General features: G+C 33.2%; 17 protein-coding genes, 1 tRNA gene and 1 riboswitch. All 18 genes read right to left on the reverse strand.

Going from position 1 to position 21,221, the window contains the following annotated elements; genetic code table 11:
• Positions 1 to 68 precede the first annotated feature (68 nt).
• Positions 69 to 914, reverse strand: a complete 846-nt coding sequence (gene larE / locus PHE88_07170) for an ATP-dependent sacrificial sulfur transferase LarE (protein MDD5687594.1) — start codon at positions 912 to 914, stop codon at positions 69 to 71.
• Complete coding sequence (locus PHE88_07175; protein MDD5687595.1) at positions 883 to 1,425, reverse strand: flavin reductase family protein; 543 nt, start codon at positions 1,423 to 1,425, stop codon at positions 883 to 885. Before PHE88_07175 ends, larE begins: the two co-directional genes overlap by 32 nt.
• A gap of 102 nt (positions 1,426 to 1,527) precedes the next feature.
• Positions 1,528 to 3,465 (reverse strand): TonB-dependent receptor, encoded by a 1,938-nt coding sequence (locus PHE88_07180; protein MDD5687596.1) that lies wholly within the window; start codon positions 3,463 to 3,465, stop codon positions 1,528 to 1,530.
• Positions 3,466 to 3,657: 192 nt separating this feature from the next.
• A riboswitch (cobalamin riboswitch) is annotated at positions 3,658 to 3,859 on the reverse strand.
• Positions 3,815 to 4,615, reverse strand: a complete 801-nt coding sequence (locus tag PHE88_07185) for an ABC transporter ATP-binding protein (GenBank protein MDD5687597.1) — start codon at positions 4,613 to 4,615, stop codon at positions 3,815 to 3,817. (Overlaps the previous riboswitch by 45 nt.)
• The gene (locus PHE88_07190) at positions 4,600 to 5,598 is read right to left on the reverse strand and encodes an iron ABC transporter permease (GenBank protein MDD5687598.1); all 999 of its coding nucleotides are present in this window, start codon (positions 5,596 to 5,598) and stop codon (positions 4,600 to 4,602) included. The genes PHE88_07185 and PHE88_07190 overlap by 16 nt, the downstream gene beginning before the upstream one ends.
• Positions 5,588 to 6,409, reverse strand: coding sequence for a cobalamin-binding protein (locus tag PHE88_07195; protein ID MDD5687599.1), 822 nt, complete (start codon positions 6,407 to 6,409; stop codon positions 5,588 to 5,590). Before PHE88_07195 ends, PHE88_07190 begins: the two co-directional genes overlap by 11 nt.
• Before the next feature lie 20 nt (positions 6,410 to 6,429).
• Complete coding sequence (gene cobS, locus PHE88_07200) at positions 6,430 to 7,155, reverse strand: adenosylcobinamide-GDP ribazoletransferase (GenBank protein ID MDD5687600.1); 726 nt, start codon at positions 7,153 to 7,155, stop codon at positions 6,430 to 6,432.
• A gap of 4 nt (positions 7,156 to 7,159) precedes the next feature.
• Positions 7,160 to 8,227: a nicotinate-nucleotide--dimethylbenzimidazole phosphoribosyltransferase gene (cobT, locus tag PHE88_07205; GenBank protein ID MDD5687601.1), complete on the reverse strand. Its 1,068-nt coding sequence runs from the start codon at positions 8,225 to 8,227 to the stop codon at positions 7,160 to 7,162.
• 257 nt (positions 8,228 to 8,484) lie between these two features.
• On the reverse strand, positions 8,485 to 8,997 hold the full coding sequence (gene cobU / locus PHE88_07210) for a bifunctional adenosylcobinamide kinase/adenosylcobinamide-phosphate guanylyltransferase (protein MDD5687602.1): 513 nt from the start codon (positions 8,995 to 8,997) through the stop codon (positions 8,485 to 8,487).
• 1 nt (position 8,998) lies between these two features.
• Positions 8,999 to 9,511 (reverse strand): cob(I)yrinic acid a,c-diamide adenosyltransferase, encoded by a 513-nt coding sequence (gene cobO / locus PHE88_07215; protein MDD5687603.1) that lies wholly within the window; start codon positions 9,509 to 9,511, stop codon positions 8,999 to 9,001.
• 305 nt (positions 9,512 to 9,816) lie between these two features.
• The gene (locus tag PHE88_07220; GenBank protein ID MDD5687604.1) at positions 9,817 to 10,671 is read right to left on the reverse strand and encodes a PHP domain-containing protein; all 855 of its coding nucleotides are present in this window, start codon (positions 10,669 to 10,671) and stop codon (positions 9,817 to 9,819) included.
• 73 nt (positions 10,672 to 10,744) lie between these two features.
• Positions 10,745 to 12,049 carry a PhoH family protein gene (locus PHE88_07225; protein ID MDD5687605.1) on the reverse strand — a complete coding sequence of 435 codons (1,305 nt, stop codon included), beginning with the start codon at positions 12,047 to 12,049 and terminating at the stop codon, positions 10,745 to 10,747.
• 168 nt (positions 12,050 to 12,217) lie between these two features.
• Entirely contained in the window at positions 12,218 to 13,732 is a 1,515-nt protein-coding gene (locus PHE88_07230; protein ID MDD5687606.1) for an MBL fold metallo-hydrolase, read from the reverse strand.
• A 308-nt stretch (positions 13,733 to 14,040) separates the two neighbouring features.
• Entirely contained in the window at positions 14,041 to 17,862 is a 3,822-nt protein-coding gene (locus PHE88_07235; GenBank protein MDD5687607.1) for an AAA domain-containing protein, read from the reverse strand.
• A gap of 157 nt (positions 17,863 to 18,019) precedes the next feature.
• Entirely contained in the window at positions 18,020 to 18,277 is a 258-nt protein-coding gene (locus PHE88_07240) for a GIY-YIG nuclease family protein (GenBank protein ID MDD5687608.1), read from the reverse strand.
• 296 nt (positions 18,278 to 18,573) lie between these two features.
• A tRNA-Gly gene (locus tag PHE88_07245) sits at positions 18,574 to 18,644 on the reverse strand.
• A gap of 52 nt (positions 18,645 to 18,696) precedes the next feature.
• Entirely contained in the window at positions 18,697 to 19,596 is a 900-nt protein-coding gene (locus PHE88_07250) for a GAF domain-containing protein (GenBank protein MDD5687609.1), read from the reverse strand.
• A gap of 102 nt (positions 19,597 to 19,698) precedes the next feature.
• Positions 19,699 to 21,135, reverse strand: a complete 1,437-nt coding sequence (locus PHE88_07255) for an HD domain-containing protein (protein ID MDD5687610.1) — start codon at positions 21,133 to 21,135, stop codon at positions 19,699 to 19,701.
• Positions 21,136 to 21,221 lie beyond the last annotated feature (86 nt).

A 21,221-nucleotide genomic window follows, 5' to 3' on the forward strand; every position in this document is an offset into this window, starting at 1 on the left:
AAACTTCCTGTTACGCTAAGATATAGTAAAGTATGATATAAAATTTAAAAATAATTGTCAAGATTTTTTTAATGGTTTAACGTTTTATTTTTTATCACTTTATTTAAACTACCGGTTCTGTACCCTTCCAAATCCAAAGTAATAAAAGTATATTTATATTTTTTTAATATTTCTACTATTTTCTTATACATACCGCTGTTAAAAATATGACGGAACTGTTTCTCATCAACCTCTATCCTTGCAGTATCGGAATAATCTCTTATCCTGAGGTTCCTCAATTTATATTTCCTTAACTCATTTTCCGCATTTTTAATTCTTTCTATTTTATATTTTGTAATTTTACTCCCATATGGCAATCTTGAAGCAATGCACGGTGATGCATCTTTATTCCAGGTCGAAAGATTGAATTTCCTGGACATGTCCCTGATTTCCTGTTTTAAAATTTTGGTTTCTAACAACGGGTGCCTGACATTCCATTTTTTTGCCGCCAACATTCCCGGCCGGTAATCATTTTTATCGGAATAATTAGTGCCGTCACATACTACATCGATATTATTATTTTTAGCCATTAAATGTATTTTTCTAAAAAGTTCGTTTTTACACCAAAAACACCTGTCCTTTGTATTACAAACAAATTTCTTGTTATTCATTTCACCGGTTTTTATAAAGAAATTCTTGTTGCCGTATTTCCCAACAATTTGTTTTGCTATTTTTAAATCGTTTTCCGGATATGTCGGCGAGATAGCGGTTACAGATATAACATTTTCTTTACCGAGAGTGTCTACCGCAACTTTTAACAGAAAAGCAGAATCAACACCACCGGAAAACGCAACTAATATTTTTTTATATTTTTTCAATAATCTTTTTAAGCTTTCTAATTTTTTAAACTTTAAATCTCTTTCCAATTTCAGCAAACCATCCTCCCCCTAAATGATGAATCGTTTTTATCTTATCTGTTTTTAAGTAACCGTCAAAATACTTATTGTCTGCATCTGCATAAACAATTTTTGCAATGAATAGCATAACATCGGAATACTTATATTCTTTTATCACCTTGCATTCAACATGTGCAAAACATTCCTTTATTTTAGGTGCTTTGACTTTTTTTGAAATAATTTGAGTCAGACCTGTTTTTTCGAATTTATTTGTATTTTTCCCGGTTGTTGAACCGCAGTATAGAACGCTTTTCATTAACTTACTATCAGGTATATTTAATACAAATTCTTTCGTTTCTTTTATTGATTTTTGTGAATACGCCTGTTGCCCTATTACAATTGCCAATAACGGTGGTTCAGTATTTACCATTGTTGTCCAGGCAAGAGTCATTATATTAGGGTCCCCCTTTTTATCTACTGTCGTAACCAAAACAACGGGACTGTGATTTATCAATTGGCATGCACTTGCAGGTTTTATATTTTTATGCATAGCAGACAGTATATGTCTTTTTCAAAAAAAATCAAGTAAAAAAAAGTGGCCGACATCTACGAAGCGTCGACCACAAATTAATGCTAATTATGAATACTAGATTTAATCCCACAGATACAAATTTACACCGGTTGAATATGTCCTTCCCGGAAGCGGGAAATTTTCCCTTGAAACATACCTTTTATTAAGAATGTTATCGATAGCAAAGAACACTTCTGACTGAAGAATTTCCCTGCTTAATCTTAAACTTACAATCGTATGTCCGGCAACCAGATGTTTTTCCCATGCAGACATCCAATCATTCCACTCCTCCCAGTCCTGCCTGTGTGTAAATTCAACCTTTAAGTTTGCTTTTATTTTTTTTGGTGCCAAATAATTTAAATCGTAATTCAAACGGTGTTTTGGCGTATACTGTAAAGTTTTGTAGGTTCCTGTTTTCTTTCCCATACTTTCAAGAAAGGTATAATTGATATTTTGGGATAGCTTCTTATTTATGTCATTCTGAACTTCAATTTCAATCCCTCTTGAAAACGCTTTGCCTATATTTACAGGTCTCCATTGTTCATAATTTAACGTCGGAAAACTTTTCTGCCACTCAATTAAATCTTTTACATTTGTATAAAAAAATGTAATTTTCGATAATAAAGTCTCTTTTTTATATTCTATACCAAAATCCGTCCCTACTGATTTTTCTGGTTTTATATTTACATTTCCCTGCGTATCTCCGGCATTTCCCCAAATTGAAGCCGGCCAGGAAATGTATGGCGAAAAAGATTCTTCAAAAGTAGGTGCACGGAAAGCAGTCCCGACATTTGCTGATAGTTTTATATCATCAGTTAATTTATATACAGAAGAGATTCTGGGATTTGTTGATTCTTTATAAATAGAATTATAATCATATCTAACACTGGGTGTTAGTGATAATTTTTTAATTTCAAATGTCTTCTGAATATACCCGGCTGAATTTTCTCTGATTTTATTCATTGTTTTAACTTGTAAATCAAATCTCTCAAAACTTTCGACTTTTCTTTCAATTCCGAACACGATATCATTAAGAGTTTCAACTTGTAAGTTTAACCCGAGATTTGAAGGTTGCGAAATACTATCAGTAAAGGCATCGGGATTTTTATAACGTTTTCTCTGATAATCATTATAAATATTTGTTTCAACAGTTATGTTGTTTATATTTATTTTATGCTGGAGCTGATTGTAATATTTTTTATCTCTTTCATATGCATTTGGAAAAGATGCTGCTACTTCATTATTATTATTAAATTTACTAACCGGTGTATTATTAGTTCCGGGTATTCCGATTCTGGAATTCAACAATCCATTGTTAAGTGTTATATCGCCATACTTCCCTAAATTATATCCTGTTTTTAAGGATAAGTTTAAATTATCATAGTCGGAATTTTCCCTGAAACCATCAGTAAAATTCTTGCTTGCTGTCAGGTAAATATCCGCCTTTCCCGGTTTAGCAGAAAAGTTCATATTATAATTTTTAGTGTTGAAACTTCCATAACTATAACCGATTTCTGTTCTTGGTTTTTCATATATCGCTTTTTTAGTAATAATATTGACAACGCCACCCAAAGCATTTGCACCATACAGGGCAGAAGATGGTCCCCGCATAACTTCAACTCTCTCAATATTTTCGGTTGGTATTTCAGTAAGATTTGCGAACCCGAGCGATGTATCATTAACAGGTCTTCCGTCAACCATTACCAGAACCTGTTTTGATGAATCACCGCCGCTCCTTATTCGCATTGTTGATTCAGAACCAATTGTGCCTAATTTGGATACTTCTGTAATTCCCGTTGTCGTATTTAGCACTTCACCCACATTCCCTGAATCTGATTCAATAATATCATTTTCATTTACAACGGAAATATTTGTCGGATTTTTTTCAACAGGAACATCTTTCCTGAGCCCGATATACACGCTGGTTTCTTCCGCAAAAATAATTCCCATAAACGTTAAAACTAATAATATGCTAAATATCTTTTTTCCACATAAAGTGGATATCACTTTATTCAACATTTTCCCCTCCATATTTTATAAATAACTTTGAAATATGCTTCGCGTAATTTATAATAATTCATAGAAATTTGTTGTTTAATTTCTACTAATTTCCATATATTTCCTAATTTCTATCATAATTTGCAATCTCTAATTACCTAATTAACTTTTTCATACCCACCTCCCTTTCTCTCGAAGAGTTCCCCGATGTAACACCGGGTTTAATGAACAAACAGGTTTCCTGACTCAGGTTCGTCTGAAATTTCGCCTTCCCATACCGATTTTTTGTCGGGATAGTGGCATTTATAAAACTTCATCCCCTTTACAGTAGCGGGACTGTTCCCGATTTACACGGGATTCCCTGTTTTGTTCATGCCTGCTTGCCGGCAGGCAGGTTTGACACTAATACAACATACGGCTTTTTTGAAATAGGATTTTCTTTGACAACAACAATTGTATTATAAACATCTTCAATGAGTTTGTAGTTCAAGACACTTTCAGGTTTCCCGTCAGCAGAAACTCTGCCTTCTTTTATAAGAATTATACGATTACAATATTCAGACGCAAGATTTAAATCGTGCATTATTGATAATATTGTTATACCATTTGTATTCATATTCTTTAGTATGTCCATTATTTCCACCTGATGTTTTATGTCCAAATGTGTTATCGGTTCATCCAAAAGCAGTATTTTTGGCTGTTGTGCGATAGCTTGTGCTAAAAAGACTCTTTGTCTTTCACCACCTGAAAGTTCGCTGATTTTTTTTTCTTTTAAAGATATTACATCAAATTCAACCATAGCTTTTTCTACTATTTCCATATCGCTGCTTCCTAATTTCTCAAAACGTTTTAAATATGGAAATCTGCCCATGCAAACATATTCTTCTACGGTAAAAGGAAATATTACGTTTAAAAACTGGGGAAGCACCGCTACACTTCTTGCAAGTTCACTAAAAGAGATTTCAGAAAGATTCTTTCCTTTTAATAATATTTCCCCTTTATAATGTCTTATTATTTTAGTGAGCGCTCTAAAAAGAGTTGTTTTCCCGGAGCCGTTAGGACCCAAAACCCCTATAAAATCACCGTCGTTCACAGAAAAAGACAGGTCTTTTATTATAGATTTGTCATCATAACCGCAAACAAGATTTTTTACTTCTAAAATATTTCCCATTTTTTTGCTCTTATTAAAACAATTAGAAAAAATAATCCGCCGACAATCCCCGTAATAACACCAACAGGCAGTTCTACAGGTTTAATAATTGTCCTTGCAAAGGTATCACAAATAGTAAGAAATATTGCTCCGGAAAGAGCAGACACTGGAATTAAAACCTGGTGGTCCGGACCTACAATTTTTCTCGATAAATGAGGTATAATTAGCCCTACAAAACCTATTATGCCTGATACAGAAACACAAGCCCCGACTATAAGTGACGAAAATACAAAAAATATCTTTTTGCTTTTCTCTACATTAACCCCTAAATGTGATGCTTTTTCTTCTCCTAAAGTCAAAATATTTAAATCGCGGCTGAACAATAAAAGTAATCCAATTCCAAAAAGAACTAAAATAGATACAATTTTTATAAGATTTGTATCTGCGGAAGATAAATCACCCATCAACCATAAAATAGTTCTATGAATGTCAGTTGATTGAGATAATGCAAAAATGAAAAGCACTATAGAAGAAAAAAGAAAACTTAAAACTACTCCGCCCAAAATTAAGATAGGAACAGAAAATCGTTTTTTTGAAGCAATTATATAAATCAGGAAAACGGTCAATAAAGAACCTAAGAAAGCAGATAAAGGCAAATATAAAGCCCCATAATTAGCTAAACCGGTAGCAATCAGGATAGTTACACCCAATGATGCTCCACCTGATATTCCGAGCGTGTAAGGGTCAGCTAATGGATTCCTTAAGATTCCCTGAAACACACAACCGGTTGCAGCTAATCCTGCACCTACAACAATACACAAAATGATTCTTGGAAGACGCACCTGATATATAATTGTTTGAAGCAATGTATCGGTTGTTTTACCGTTTAAAACGGAAATTATATTACTTAATGAGATATTAGTCCCGCCAAATAGCAAAGAAAGAAAAGATACAAGTAATAGTAAAAGTATTAAACCTGAAATAGTTGCAGTTTTATTTTTCATTTTTATTTTGTAGAAAATTACTGATTATTTTTAAAGATTCAAGGTATCTTATAGGCGTAGGCCTGCACAAGGTATTCGCATCAATTATATAAATCCTTTTATTTTTTACTGCATTTATACTTTTATATTTTTTCCAGAAATCGTTCTCATTTTCAGACTCTCCATGACCGCTAATCGCCAGGATTATATCCGGGTTGCGTTCTATAATCGCTTCTATATTTACCCTGAAATATTCACTTGATGTATTTTCAAAAACATTTATTTCACCGGCAGTTTTTACAATTTCATTTATGAATGTTTTATTTCCTACAGTTACTAAAGGGTCTATACCGATTTCAACAAAAATACTATGTTTTTTCTTTACTTTTTTCCTGATTTTATAAACTTCCTGCTGTACTCCGTTTAGAATATTATCTGCTTTCTTTTCCCTTCCTGTAATTTTTGCAATTTGGACAAATTGTTCGCATATTTGTGTAAAATTTATCGGTTCTATAAAAGCAAAAACATTTATGCCGAATTTTTTTAACTTATTTACAACATCCGGCTGTATATTGCTTGCCAAAACAATATCCGGCTTAAGAGATAATATCTTTTCTAAATTAGGTTCCATGTATGTCCCGATTTTTTCTTTCTTTTTTGCTGCTTCAGGGTAATCGCAAAAAGTTGTAACCCCGACTATTTCATCTTCGACATTCAAAAGATAAAGCTGCTCGGTAATTGACGGCAAAAGAGAAATTATTCTCTTCGGCATTTCAGCAGCAAAAGTAGTGTTTGTTAAAAATAAAAAGAAAAAAATAGTTTTTAGCATCATTTTATAACTCTCTTTGAGCGTCATATAAGTACAATAATTAAAAACAATGAAATAACTTCGGATATTTCATTTATAAACCCCAGATTATCTCCGGTAATTCCACCGATTTTATGTTCAAATAATTTTGTTATAAGCAAAGTAGTCAATACTATTACAATTAACACTAACAATCCTGTGGTTTTAAAACATAAGAAAACTAATAATAACGCCAAAATACTTGCAATTAAGCAATCTGTTAGTTTAGATGAATTTATAAACATCTTTCCTAACCCTTCTTTTACAGGTTTTGAGATAATTATAGGAAGAACCATAGAAAATCTTGAGACAACTGACATTAGAATTAATGATTTGAAAACATGTTCTTGAGGCAGTGAATAAATAAAACAAAATTTAGTCAGAACAAGTAAAACTATTCCTACCATTCCAATACTACCGATATGCACATCATCCATTATCCTGATAATTTCATATTTATTTTTCCCGCCATAAAGACCGTCAATCGTATCAGCAAAACCATCAATATGTATCCCACCTGATATAACAGTTAATGTTATTAAAACAAACAAATCCGTTATAAGCTTTGGCATGAATTTCGAGAAAACAATATTTACTCCAATTAAAATAAAACCAATCAGCAACCCCACAACAGGAAAGAATATTACAGGGTGTTTCAATTCCTGTAAATATTTTTTAGGTACAGGTATAATTGTTAATAAACCAATTGCTGAAAAGAAATTTTTAATCATAACATCATTCCATTTTTTTGCTGACTTCTGCCGAATCAAAAGTCGCCATTTGTGTGAGTATTTTGCAGCTTGCATCTACTATATTTATCGCTAACGCTGCTCCGGTTCCTTCACCAAGACGAAGATTTAGATTTAAAATAGGTTTTAATCCAAGATGATTCAGAATAACAATATGTCCCTGTTCAACCGAACAGTGAGAAGCAATCAAATACTCCCTGGTTGTTGGCTGCATAGCACAAGCCAGAAGAGCTGCTGCTCCTGAAATAAATCCGTCAATAACAACAGGAATTTTATTTGCAGCACCGGCAAGAATTATTCCAGCAAGCCCGCCAATTTCAAAACCACCGACTTTAGAAAGAACATCAATCCCGCTTTTGCTATTCGGTTTATTCAATGCAATAGCTTTTTTTATTGTTTCAATTTTGCTCCCTAATGTTTTATCATCAATTCCGGTTCCTCTCCCTGTAACTTTTTCAACTTCAACATTACATATTAGTGAAGTTATTGCAGAAGATGAGGTCGTATTGCCAATCCCCATATCACCCGTGCCTATGATATCAATTCCATTTTTCAGTTCCTCTTCAACAAGTTCTATTCCCATTTCAATAGATTTTATTGCTTCGTCTTCCGTCATTGCAGGACCCTTTGCAAAATTTTTAGTTCCTTTTGCTATTTTTTTATTCCAAAATCCTGAATCCTTAATTTTCAATTCTTCCGCTACCCCTAAATCAGCAACAATGACTTTTGCGCCTATATGTCTTGCTAAAACATTAATTCCGGCGCCGCCACGGATAAAATTATAAACCATTTGTGCTGTTACTTCTTTTGGATAACAGGACACACATTCATCCACAACCCCATGGTCAGCTGCCAGTGTAAATATTACCTTTTTTTTTAATTCCGGCGATTCTTTCTTTGTAATTGCAACAACCTGTTTTGCAAGTTCTTCCAATCTCCCTAAAGAACCCAATGGTTTCGTTAAATTATCAAGCCGTTTTTGTGTATGTTTTAAAAGAATTTCATCAAGTGGTTTGATGTTTTCAACAGTAGTCACAATTTTTTTACCTAACATTTATCCCTCCTAAATTATATTCGATAATTTCATAATTAGCATAGTATTGAAAAATATAGTTTTTTACGATTTAGAGACATTTAGGTGAATAAACCGTTAAAAAATTTCAATGTTTGAACGAACGAAGTGAGAGAGTTTTGAAATTTTAGGTTTATGCACCGTTAAAAATGTCTCGTTTAGTGAAAAACTAGATTTTTTAAACTATTTTTTACAATGCAAGCAACTATCCTTTCCGCCGCTCCATGAAGATATTACTTTCATATTTTTTTAATTGTCATAGGAATTCCTGCTATTAAAAAATAAACTTCATCTGCATATTCAGCCACAACCTGATTTACCCTGCCTAAAATATCTCTAAAATCTCTTGCAAGCTTATTTTTGGGAACTATTCCCATTCCTACTTCATTTGAAACAATAATCATATTTTTGTTTTTGCTTTTAAATTCGCTAAGAAATCTTCTGACATTATCAACAATTTTTTCTTCAGTTTTCTTGTATAACATACAATTCGAAACAAAAATTGTAAGACAATCAATAATTGCAGTATCAAAATCCTTTTTATAAATATCTGAAAGATTATCTTTGATTTCAATCGTTTTGAAACTTTTAGGTCTGGATTTTTTATGCTTCTCTATTCTTATTTTCATTTCATTATCAAAGGGCATAGCAGTTGCAACAAATATTACATTTTTTTTCTTTTTGGCAAGTTCAATGGCGTATGAACTTTTCCCGCTTCTTACACCGCCTAAAATAAATGTTATTTTTCCCATTTTAAAACTCAATCCCTTTACGTGATTTTATTCCTTTATAATACGGATGTTTTACAAGCCGCATATCTGTTACTAAATCAGCTAATTTAAGTATTTTCTTATGAGCACTTCTTCCCGTAATAACTATTTCCATGGTTTTTGGTCTTTTTTTAAGCAGATTGACTATCTTTTCAACATCAACAAAACCGTCATGAATAACAACATTTAACTCATCAAGAATCAATAAATCATATTTATTTTCTTTAAATATCTTTTCAATCAAACCAGTAATTTCTGAACATTCATTTTTAATATCTTTTATTTTTATATTTTTATAAAAACACGGATGCTTTTGTGCAAACGAATAAAAATTTATTTTTTTTAGTTTTGATAAAACATTTTGTTCTCCATAAAAATTTTTATCTTTAAAAAACTGGATTATGCACACTTTCATACCGTGTCCTAAAGTTCTTATAGACAGACCAATAGCAGCTGTTGTTTTCCCTTTGCCATTACCTGTATAAACTTGTATCATATGTATTATTTCCCCTATTTACTTTTGTAGTTGCAGACCCTCGGTCTGCCAACATTATGGCACCGCAAGGCGGTGCGACTACAATTATGAGACTTGCCACAAAAAAAAACCTAACTCCAGAAAGAGTCAGGTAATTTAAACCACCTTTTTCCCCTCGGAATTTTCATAACTGATAGACCGGGCTTTACCGTTGCGGGGCAGCTTCCGAATTCCTACCTAACAGCAGGCAGGTCACGGAATTCCTTCAGTTATAAGTCTTAATTGATATTATATAAAAATTAAATAATTAGTCAAGAAAAAAAATATTAGTTATTTTTTAAATTGCCATTTTGAAGTTTTTTCAACTTAGCAACAGTTGTATATGGAACTTTCACTGTTCCTATTATTGAAGCAACTCCTTCCATAGCACCATGACAATCAGAACCACCGGTTGCTACTAATCCAAGTTTATCTGCTATATTTTTTAACTTTTTAGTCTCGCTTGAAGAAAGTTTAGTATGCCAGACCTCTATACCCTTTAAACCTGATTTAACAAGTGGCGGAATAATATTAATTTCAATGTCTTTAAAATGCGGGTGCGCAAGCACAGGAATACCCCCAACCTGCAAAATCAGCTTTATAGCTTCATCCGACGATAAACAATATTTTTTAACATACGCAGGTTTACCGACAGCTAGATACTTCCAGAACGCTTCAGATATATTTGAAACAATTTTATTTTCGACTAAAGCTTTTGCAAAATGCAGACGACCAATAACGCCTAAACCTGCAATTCCAAATAACCTTTTTTCATCAATAACAACTCCAAGATTTTTAAACTTATCCAATATTTGATATGCCCTTTCTTTTCTTGCTTCACGGAATGTTTTTAGTCTCTCTTGCAAAAACGAATCTTTCCAATTAATAAAATAACCCAATATATGCATTTCCTGTTCTTTATTATTTTCTATTTCAACAGAAAGTTCAATACCGGGAATCACTTCAACTTCTCTTTTTAAACCCTCGTCTATCGCTATTTGCACACCATCGGTTGTATCATGGTCTGTTATACTTATGGCAGCAATTTTAAATTCCTGTGCATATCTAACACTTTCATCCGGAGATAATGTTCCATCTGAATATTTTGTATGAACATGTAAATCAGCAAAAAGGTTATCCATAATAAAAAAAACGCGAATGTTCGCTGAATTAACGCGAATAAACGCGAATCATGTTAATGTTTATTCGCCTATATTATAAGAGTTCGCCTGCTAAGGCTGCTAAATTTGATCTTTCTGTTTTTTTAAAACTAATATGCCCGTAGGTTTCCTGACCTTTGAATCTTTCAACAAGATAGGTAAGACCATTAGAATCGGCATCAAGGTAGGGATTGTCTATTTGATATGGGTCACCTGTTAGCACAACTTTTGTGCCTTCTCCCGCCCTTGAAATAATTGTTTTTATTTCATGAGGGGTAAGGTTTTGTGCATCATCAATAATAATAAACTGTTTAGGAATACTTCTGCCCCTAAGGAACGCTAATGCTTCAATTTCGATTTTCCCGCTGTCAAAGAAATACTGGACTTTTTCTTCGGTATTCTCATCCGGATTGTTTTTATCTACAAGGAACTCCAAATTATCGTATATAGAACCCATCCATTGCGAGATTTTTTCTTCTTTTGTCCCTGGTAAATATCCGATATCTTTACCGACAGGCGTTACTGATTTCCCTACAAGGAGCCGTTTATAATTTTTTTCATCTATTGTTTTTTGAAGTCCTGCCGCTAAGGATAATAATGTCTTACCTGCACCCGGAACACCGATAAGAGTTACAAGCATGATACTATCCGAAAGCAAAAGCTCAAATGCAAATTTTTGTTCCATATTCAGCGGTTTTAGTCCCCAAACAGCAGTTTCTTTATAAACAAGCGCAACGAGTGTTTTTGACTTCATATCATACTTGGCAAGTGCTGACTTTTGCGGGTTTGATTCATCTTTTAACATTACAAATTCATTTGCGGTAAGTTCTTCTTTTACTTTTGTTGATTTATTTTTATAAAATTTATCAAGCACTTCGCTTGATACGCTGATTTCCCTGTAACCCTGGTATAATTGCTCGATTTTTATTTTTTCTTTTTCATAATCCTGAGTTTTAACGCCTATTGCTTCTGCCTTAATTCTCAAATTTATGTCTTTTGTTATGAATACTACCTGTTCTCCCTTTTTTTGTCTTGCAAATGCCGAAGAAAGAATGAGATTATCTTTCCTTGAGTTTGAAAAATCGTAAGGTAGGGTTAGTTTTTGTTCAAGTTCTACGAACAGTTTTCCGCCATCTGCTAAAGAAACGCCTTCGCTGAGCCTGCCTTTTATAATAAGTTGACTTAATTTACGCGATACGCTTCTTGCTGCTTTACCTCTTTCATCATGTAACGTTTTTAAATTATCAAGTTCCTCAATAACTGTCATAGGAATAACAACATTATTGTCCTTAAATTCAGTAAATGCTTCCGGGTCATGAATCAAAACGTTCGTGTCAAGTATAAAAGTTTTTTTAGCCATAATCTTATTTTACATTTTGATTGAAAAAAGTCAAGGATATTTTTACTTTTTCGCAGAAAAAGTACCCCCCTGCCAGTTTTGTCTACAACAAAACTAGGGGGGATTCCTTATAGTATTTTTCTTTTATTCTCAGTCTGCTACTTGTTCAGTGTCTATATGCAAGGGTTTTCACAATTCTATTGACTTTCTCAATTCCGGTCTTAAAACCTTCACTCCAAACTCTTCAAATATAGCAGAATTTTCAGTATGAACAGGTATAACACATTTTGGATTAACCGATTTTATAAATTTTTTCAAGTCCTTTTTGGATATGTGCCCTGACGTGTGTGCATGTTCCATTTTCAATCCGGCGAGTTTTATCCAATTTTTAAGTATATCATACGAAAACTCCATTTCTTCGTTAAACGGTTCTGCTTTTCCGTATATATAAGTTCCCTGTATTTTCCCATTAACCGGTAAAAACTGCAGGAACGTAAGAGGTCCGTTTGAAGTATACAAAATATACTTTTCCGGATTACTTAAAATTGCTTCCCTCCCTATAGGACCCCAGAAAATATTTTCATTTGGTATTTTTATTGCATCCGGATGCTTTTCAGCAGTATCCTGTGCTGAAAGCAATATCCTCTGATAACCATCTCTTCCGGTAACAAAAGTTTCAACAAACAAATTCATTGCTGCAGTAGGCATTTCCGAGTATTTCTTAGATTTTTTATTAAGCTTTTCCCTGGATAAGTAGATTTTAAAATCATCTATACTCAATAAATTATCAACAATATTTTTAGGTTCATTATAATTTAAATACAAAATAAAGTAAGCTTTTTTATCATCAATTACCAATTCTCTTCCCGTCTCTTTTGCCACCCTGTGTAAAGTCCTTACCCTGTCTATATCTGCGGGAGAAGCATCATAAATTACCAATCCTTTCTCTTTTTTTGTAATATCGCATGCAGCTGCAAAAACCTCGTCTTCACTTTCTAATGCATCGTTGTCCTCATTTCTTGATAAACGTGTACCTTCTGTAATTAAAACATCTATTTTTTCTTTTGATATAGCTTCTAAAAACGATTCTGTTTCTTTTTTCCTATACCCGTGGAACCTGAAATCACCGGTATACACTATTTTCTTATTTTTAGTTAAAATCAAAAATGCACTTGCGCCGACTACTGAATGGTCCACATCAAACCTGCGGATTTTAATATCCCTGCCAATCTGCTTCTCTTCATTTAACTCAATAACGTTAAAAGATTCCTGCTCGGCTTCAGCAGCCCAGTTTTTATTAATATCGCCTCTTAATTTAAGGAATTTTTTTGTAGCAGCAGATGAATAGATGGGAATATCGGGACGAACTAACCCAAGATAACCGGAATGGTCAAGATGCCCGTGTGATAAGAGTATAGCATCCACGTTGCGGTCTTCAGGAATCCCATTTACAGTAAAATCTCCATTAGCTTCATAACTTACTTTAAGTCCGGCATTCTTATAAAGGCCTTCTATCTCAGGAATAACACCTATTTTACGAAGGTCATCTATGTTTGTTGGTCTTAATAAAGGGAATTCAAAGAATTTCCCCTCTTCATTAAAAGACATACCAAAATCAAGGAATATTTTAGTATTGCCTTCTTCAAGGAAAATCTTATTCCCACCGATTTCGTCTACACCACCAAAAAATGTTAGTTTAGGCATAATTTATATACTAAGAAAACTTTAATTTGAGAAGATAAGCATTACTTTTTATTTTCAATTATCTATCAAGATTATTGTTGAAATTTTGAGAAATCAACTAAGCCATCCCATCGTTAGCCTATGAACTTATTTATTGTGTAATTATGATGGAATATATCGGTACCCAACTTAGGATACCTACCGTACCAACTGTTATGCACCACTTTAAAGTTAGTTGATGTCCCCTAACTTCCCTTTATCTATTTATCTAACAACATTCATCATTCCCTATAAGACAACCATTTAAACATCGTCCTTCTTCTTCCTGTTTATTTTAACAAATCAATTATAAATTGAAACACTGTGTTGCGATCAAATTTTTCATCTATCCAATCGGCATATTTAATTCGGCAGAATCTCCAACCTGCAGCTTCAAGAACACGTTGGCGTTCCTCATCACTTTCAATATGGATACCATATGCCTCATCTATTTCGTCTTTGAAATGACATGGTCCATCACACTCAATTGCAATACGCTTTCCTGTATTTGTATTACTTATGACAAAATCAATCTTGAAACCACAACTTTCCACTTGATTTTGAATTTTATAACCATGTTTTAGATACGCGAGTAAAAGATTGAAAAATTCTTCTTCAAAATAAGAATCAAATGGCTTGAGATCGGTTGAATAAAATTTAACCTCTCCGTTATCTTGTGCGTATTCAAGATATTTCTTCAACCAAATTCTCTCTGGCATTTCTTGCAGTGACAAACTGATGAAGCAATGTACTTGCAATCTTGCCCGTGAAAACGCAACATTAACTCTACCTTTGTTTATATCGGCTCGAATATCGCCACCTTCACCTGTTAACGGCACATATCTATTTTTTTGCTCAGGCATCCTGATGACGAATGAATAAATTATAATATCTTTCTCATCACCCTGAATACCCTCAATAATACTAACTATGTAATTGTCATCTTCTTCTCTAAATCCCTCTTTCTCAAAGAGGTCGCGGATATAAGTCGCTTGAGCGTTAAAAAATGATAAAATACCAATAGATTTTTCATGATAGCGTTTATCATTACGTAATTCCTTAAAAAGTTCTAATACCCCTTTTGCTTCAGCAACATTTACATTGTCCGAAAATTCTTCACTCCAATCTGATTTAATTTCATGAATAATCATTATGCGGTTTGTATTTTTGTAAGTAAGATAATTATTGTTAATTGGTATTAACTCCTTGCCCTTGGGTGTATAAAAATATTCATTACTAAAACCTATCAATTCTGCCGGTGAACGGTAATGATATCGGAGTGGTCTATCCATAAAACCTCGCTTGTATGCAATATCTAAAACAGATTGAACAGCAGAACCAGTTGATTTAATTTGTCTTTCTTCTGGTATTTGATAACGATGTGCCAGTTCATCAAATATGCGATTTGATTTGAACATTATCGTACTATCACGCATTTGTTCGCTATCACCAACAAATAAAACTCTATTTGTCCGATACATAACTGGCAAAGTATAAGCGACGTTGCATTGAGACGCCTCATCTAAAATTACATAATCGAAAATCCCAGCCTCAAGCGGAATAATGCGACTGGCATCATCAAGTTCCATAATCCAAACAGGAATTAAATCAAGGATCGCTTTGAAATTATTCACATCTTTACGAAGATTATCAAATGTTTTAAACGCTTTTTTTGACTTTCCAAAAGCACTTGCAAGTTTTCTTACAACCTGCTTGATTGTTATTCCCGTTTTCCATTTCTCAATTATTCCCTTATTGATAATATTTTGGATATAAAGAGCGACTCGCTTAATTCTTTTTTCCTCTGTTCGTTTTAACTCAGAACCTATCCTATTTGTGCTGTCCGTTTTTGCTAGTTTTTTAAGTTCTGATTTTATTTCCTGTACACGTAGAATTCTATTTTTTATTTCTTTAAAATCCGTAAGTTTTAAATTATCAATTTTATCGTCTAAAACCTCAAACTCGTCATTGGTGATACCACAATTACTTAATTTTTGTTGTAATATTTTCTCAACATTATTAAGGAATTGGATATTTTCATAGTAAGAACAATGATTATAAAGATAATCCAGTTCCTTTGATTGTTCGTTTCGTGATATCTCGCTGGCCAATATTTTATCTATATAATCAACAATTTCGAGTGGTAGTTTCTTGCGAATATTACTGAGACGTAAATTTCGAATTATATTATTAACTTTACGGAAAAATATTGAATGGCGGTCATAACCTGTTTTTGCAACATCATCTCTAATATTTTCAATTGCTTCAGAAAAATGTTCACTATTTAGTTTAAGAATACGCAAAAACCGATCAAATTCTTTCTTTTTGTCGCTTCGCTCGTATTCTCCGATAACTTTGTTAAGTGTTTCTATTTCCATTCTTATATTTTTTATTTCTTGCCATTCGGCAAATGAAAAACTTTTGGCAAAATATTCAAAATTGGAAACATTAACATCATATTCTTTAAGCTGAATAAGCTCTTGATGTAACTGGTAATATTTTCTCTGAATAGCAATAACTTCATTTAGCGCATTACGATTTTTTTCTTTTTCTTCAACAATCTTATCAATCGTTGGAGATGAAATACTGTCGCCACTATATTCCACTAAATGTTTTCTTGCATTAAATTTGTATCCAAGTTTTTCAATATGAGCTCCGAGTGCACTTAATTGTGGCGCAATACCATCTGCTTCATCTTCTTCCCCAATTTGCGCCGAGTTTGGATTGGGAAGATAGCCAAACAAATATTTTACATCAAGTTTTTTGAGTTTATCTTTTACAACTTTAAGAGCTTGTGCTTTTTGGCTAACGAAAAGTACGCGACTACCAGTAGCGGCAAGATGACAAAGTATATTTGAAATTGTTTCTGATTTCCCGGTTCCAGGCGGACCTTGAATAATTGCCGCTTTGTTTCCAAGAATTGAAAGCGTAGAAAGTTGATATTTGTCGTAAAGAAATGGAAAATATAAGTCTTTTTCATGCGGAGTGCCGGTCTCGATGTTTAATTCATCGTCTTGCGCCCAGCTTGTAAGCGCGGTTTTACTAAGTTCTTCTTCTGTTAATTGAGTAAGTTTTGCTAAATCATCGGCAAGAAAATAATTTGCTTTCGGGCTTAAAGCAATTTTTATTTCTTCAAGTGAAAAAGATTTTTCATCAAAATTAGTGTTCTTTAGTCTAAGTTGTGCCTTTATTTTGTGCCATATTTCTATGAAAATATCTAAATTTATTATGGGCAAAGTAAATTGCCCCTCAATTTCATATTTACCCATCTCTTCTAAAAGCTGAAAATACAAATCATCACCGAGTATTGATTCTAGCATTCCTATGTTCACTTGGACTTCTGGATCAACGAGACAAATAGAATATTCCTTAGCACCTGTTTTTTTGTTAAATTCTTGTTCTATTTTTACCGGTAATGAAAAAAGTGGATACCTATCAATCTTGGTTCTTACTGATTTTTCTTCCACATTTTCTGTTTGTTCATCTGGTAAAATAATGTCTTCACTACTTTCAATAGGAATTTCAATTTCAAAATATCCAAAACTTAATATAATCTGTTTTGTATATTGGTCATTTCTGTATTTGCTATAAATATCATTTATTTTGTTTGCCAGTTCTTTTTCTTTTTCGTAAACATCCATTTCACTTTCAGGAACATCTTTTGGGTCATATTTATAAAAAGTTTTTAAATTAATTAATTCACCAACTTTTTCGTCAGTATCTCTATTTAATAAACCGAGTAATCCAAAAATTACTGTTGGCAAATTAACAGAATATTTCTGTTGTGCCAGCACTGTACGTTCTCTGGTTACTTTTACATAACCAAGACAATACTTTATGAAATTTAAAAGATTGTTATCCATAATATTCATATTTTGCCCAGTTGGAATAATTATAGTCTTTTTATTAAACTCTTCTTTCGTTATCTGATCCGGTTCTTTTGCTAAACCTTGTGTTTTAGGTATGTTTGTCAGTTCTTTTTCCAATGTCTCCGCTTCATTCTTTGATAGTTTCCACCTCTTTTGTGTATTTGGATCAATATAAAAGTATTCCCACTCCTGTGTATTAGGATTTTTTTCCCGGATGTATTTGTGTGCTGCTCTGAAATCCATGCTGATTGCTCCTTCTAATTATCTTCGATTCCTTATTGTCATCTATTTTACAAACAACTTCTTATTTTCAGCTTCTATTTCTCTAACAAATTCTGTTAAAACCTTGAGTAATCAGTCTTTTCTCAAATTTCAAGATTTATTGCAAAAGTCTTCGTTCTTATCTACTTTTTATTAAACGCAATTTCCTTTCCTTTGTCCAGCGTTTTATTTCGCTTTCGCGTTTTGTTGCTGATGACCTGTTGGGGTGTTTTTCTGTATAAACGCATTTAACGGGTGTTTTATTTGAGGTGTATCTTGCGCCGGTGCCTTTATTGTGTTCGGTGAGGCGTCTTTTAAGGTCAGATGTGATTCCGGTATAAAGAGTGGTGTCGGAGCATTTTAGGATGTAAAGGTAATAAGGGCTGGGGCTTTTCATGGGGCAGTGTCCTTTGCTGCTAATAAGGTTAAAGTTTTAAAATTCCTTTAAGACTTTATTGATTACCCCGATTCTTATTCATAAGTGAATATGTAATCGGGGTTACCTACTTGTCCGGTCCAGTAGGTCCGAACGAGTATAATATGGACATATACCTAGTCCTTATGACAGGACTAGGTATTGAAAATTTTGAATTTCCGTGAAATCCTCTATTTATTATCCCGATTTTTATTTATAACTGAATATGTGATCGGGATCATTATTTTACGTTTCCGGTAGGGAACGCAAAATAATTGAGCGGGTGAGGGGAATCGAACCCCCGTCTTCAGCTTGGGAAGCTGACATTCTGCCATTAGACCACACCCGCGTGATAAAAAAGTTAATTAGTTGATTAGTGAATTAGTAAATTAGGGTAAAAATTATTTTGCAAAATCGGTTATGTCTTGGAAAATCATTCCGCTGCCGGCTAATTTGCCTAGTTTGTCTTTAATTAATATGGTTCCGTATCCTATTAGGATTCGTTTGTTGTTTTTCCCTAATGTATAAACTTCCTGCCTGTTTAATATTTGCTGATTTATAAAGGCATCGAAAAGGATTGTTGGTATCTCGGTTTGTCTTATAAATACATCTTTCGTATTTTTACCAATTGCAGATGATTTATTTATACCTAAAATATTTTGTGCCTGTGAATTAAACATTGTTATCTTGCCCTCTTTATTTGCAGAAATAAAACCGCCGGGGATACTTTCAATGATGTTTTCTGTATAGTCCTTTGAATACAGGACTTCCTGGTATAACTCGGTATTTTCAATCATCATAGCAATAAAACTGGAAATTGTTAAAAGTAGTTCTTTGTCCAGTTCTTCAAATTTAATTTGCTTATTTATGACTTCAATTGCTCCGTAATTTTTATTTTTTAATATAATCGGGACACAAAGTATGTTTTTAGTAGTAATACCGGCGATATCATCAACTTCTTTTGAATATTGTACGTGTTTCTGCGGTTCATTTACTATTTCGGACCTGCCTACTTGTGCTACCCAACCTACAAATCCAAAACCAAGCTTATGTTTCAATCGCTCATCACGTTTGATAATCCCTTCACTATTTTTACCAACGCTTGTAAGACATGTAAGCCGTTTCTGTTCATAATCAATAGTATAAATAGTCGCAGTTTCAATTTTCAAAGTATCAATAACAATAGATAAAATCTTACCGGATAGTTCCTTAAGAGTAAGCTTAAAACTTAAAAATGATGCAATCTCGTGTAACGCCTTTAAATGTTCTATTTCACTTTTTACAGCAGGCACATAATCCATAATTAGCGACCTCATCGCAAGATTACACAGATTTTAAAAGACGATTACGCAGATATTACCGTCGGAATCTAATCTGTGTAATCTTGTCTTTAATCGGCGTAATCAGAGATTGTTAGATTTTTTAACAATTTCATTATATATTTTTTTCATATTTTTGCAAATATTTTTTATGAACTTTTTGGCTTCTTCTTTTGTTTTTACTCTTTTTGTTACTTGTGCTTCTTCAAGTTTATGTAGGATTTTACCTACTAATGGTCCTTCCGGGATTTTTAATATTTTCATAATTTCACTGCCGTTTAACAGTTTTTCCGGAACGACCTTTTCTTTCTTTAAATAATATCTGTTTAATAATTTATTGGCAACTGTTTTATGAAGGTTTCTTATTTTGCTTTCGGGGTATGTATAAGCGTCGCTTACAGATAATACGATAAGGTCAATAGCATCATTTCCGAGGTCTCTAAAATACCGCCAAACGGCTTTATCTGTCAATTTTGATGCAGATGTAAGGTTGCCTAACCGCATATGATGTTTTGTAAGAATCTTAAGATACCGTATTTCATCTTTTGAGATTTTCAATCGCTTGCCTATATTACCGATTATATCACTTCCTGTATCTTCATGTCCGAAAAACCGCAGGCGACCGTCAATTTTTTTGGAAGATAGCGGTTTCCCGACATCATGTAAAAGCACAGCAAGTTTTAAGAGTGTTCTCCTCTTTAATATTCTCGAAATATTTTCATCAAGATGCCGGTTTATCTTTTCATAATGCTTGGGGAATATTTTTTTGAAATTAGTATCATAAAAATTCTCTAATACTTTTAAAGTTTTAAATGAGTGGCTTAATAGTCCCATTTTACCGTAGTAACACTTTGCTTCATTTTTCATTAAGGTGAGTTCCGGCAGTATAACACCAAGCAAACCGGAATCATAAATCTTTAATACTGTAAAATAGCTGTTTTTGGATTGTAATATCAGGAATATTTCGCTTTGAATCCTCTCAGCGGAAACATTTTTTAGTTTAACAGAATGTTTCTTTATAAAGCTTTCGGTATTTTTTTCAACCTTAAATTTTAATTGCCCGGAAAACCGGTAAGCACGTAAAAGCCGTAAAGGGTCGTCAATGAAATTTCTTTCTGAAATGCACCTGATAATTTTGTGTTTTAAATCGGAATAACCCTTAAAAGGGTCTATTATACCGGTAAGTATTGAAGTTGAACTGTGTTCAACCGGCAATGCAATAGAATTTATAGTAAAATCCCGTCTCCCTAAATCTTCAAAGATGTCTTTTCCCTGCATTTTCGAGAAATCATATATTTCACCACCGGTAATAACCCTGTATATCTTGTTAAAATCGTCTAAAACCACAAAACTACCTTTGCTTTTATTAGCAAAATCGCTTGCTATACTTTTTGCGTTACCCCGTATTACCAAATCAATATCTTTTGTTTCTTTACCTAATAACAAATCGCGGACATAACCGCCTACAAACCAAATGTCTTTTTTATTCTTCAATAAATCTATCATTTTATTAATATGCATTCAAGTTAAGCAAAGCTTCGCTTTGCAGCTACAAACCAATTGATATTGTAGCCGCAGAGCGTTAGCTCTGCTAAACACTGAAATTC

The sequence above is a fragment of the Elusimicrobiota bacterium genome (assembly GCA_028718185.1).
Taxonomy (GTDB): Bacteria; Elusimicrobiota; UBA8919; order UBA8919; family UBA8919; genus JAQUMH01.

Excerpts from the sequence above, each read along its gene's own strand:
- PHE88_07180 (MDD5687596.1), bottom strand. The coding sequence starts at position 3,465 with ATGTTGAATAAAGTGATATCCACTTTATGTGGAAAAAAGATATTTAGC.
- PHE88_07230 (MDD5687606.1), bottom strand. The coding sequence starts at position 13,732 with ATGCCTAAACTAACATTTTTTGGTGGTGTAGACGAAATCGGTGGGAAT.
- PHE88_07190 (MDD5687598.1), bottom strand. The coding sequence starts at position 5,598 with ATGAAAAATAAAACTGCAACTATTTCAGGTTTAATACTTTTACTATTA.
- PHE88_07235 (MDD5687607.1), bottom strand. The coding sequence starts at position 17,862 with ATGGATTTCAGAGCAGCACACAAATACATCCGGGAAAAAAATCCTAAT.
- cobO (MDD5687603.1), bottom strand. The coding sequence starts at position 9,511 with ATGATACAAGTTTATACAGGTAATGGCAAAGGGAAAACAACAGCTGCT.
- PHE88_07255 (MDD5687610.1), bottom strand. The coding sequence starts at position 21,135 with ATGCATATTAATAAAATGATAGATTTATTGAAGAATAAAAAAGACATT.
- PHE88_07250 (MDD5687609.1), bottom strand. The coding sequence starts at position 19,596 with ATGGATTATGTGCCTGCTGTAAAAAGTGAAATAGAACATTTAAAGGCG.
- PHE88_07175 (MDD5687595.1), bottom strand. The coding sequence starts at position 1,425 with ATGCATAAAAATATAAAACCTGCAAGTGCATGCCAATTGATAAATCAC.
- PHE88_07225 (MDD5687605.1), bottom strand. The coding sequence starts at position 12,049 with ATGGCTAAAAAAACTTTTATACTTGACACGAACGTTTTGATTCATGAC.
- PHE88_07240 (MDD5687608.1), bottom strand. The coding sequence starts at position 18,277 with ATGAAAAGCCCCAGCCCTTATTACCTTTACATCCTAAAATGCTCCGAC.
- cobT (MDD5687601.1), bottom strand. The coding sequence starts at position 8,227 with ATGTTAGGTAAAAAAATTGTGACTACTGTTGAAAACATCAAACCACTT.
- PHE88_07220 (MDD5687604.1), bottom strand. The coding sequence starts at position 10,671 with ATGGATAACCTTTTTGCTGATTTACATGTTCATACAAAATATTCAGAT.
- cobS (MDD5687600.1), bottom strand. The coding sequence starts at position 7,155 with ATGATTAAAAATTTCTTTTCAGCAATTGGTTTATTAACAATTATACCT.
- PHE88_07195 (MDD5687599.1), bottom strand. The coding sequence starts at position 6,409 with ATGATGCTAAAAACTATTTTTTTCTTTTTATTTTTAACAAACACTACT.
- PHE88_07185 (MDD5687597.1), bottom strand. The coding sequence starts at position 4,615 with ATGGGAAATATTTTAGAAGTAAAAAATCTTGTTTGCGGTTATGATGAC.
- cobU (MDD5687602.1), bottom strand. The coding sequence starts at position 8,997 with ATGGGAAAAATAACATTTATTTTAGGCGGTGTAAGAAGCGGGAAAAGT.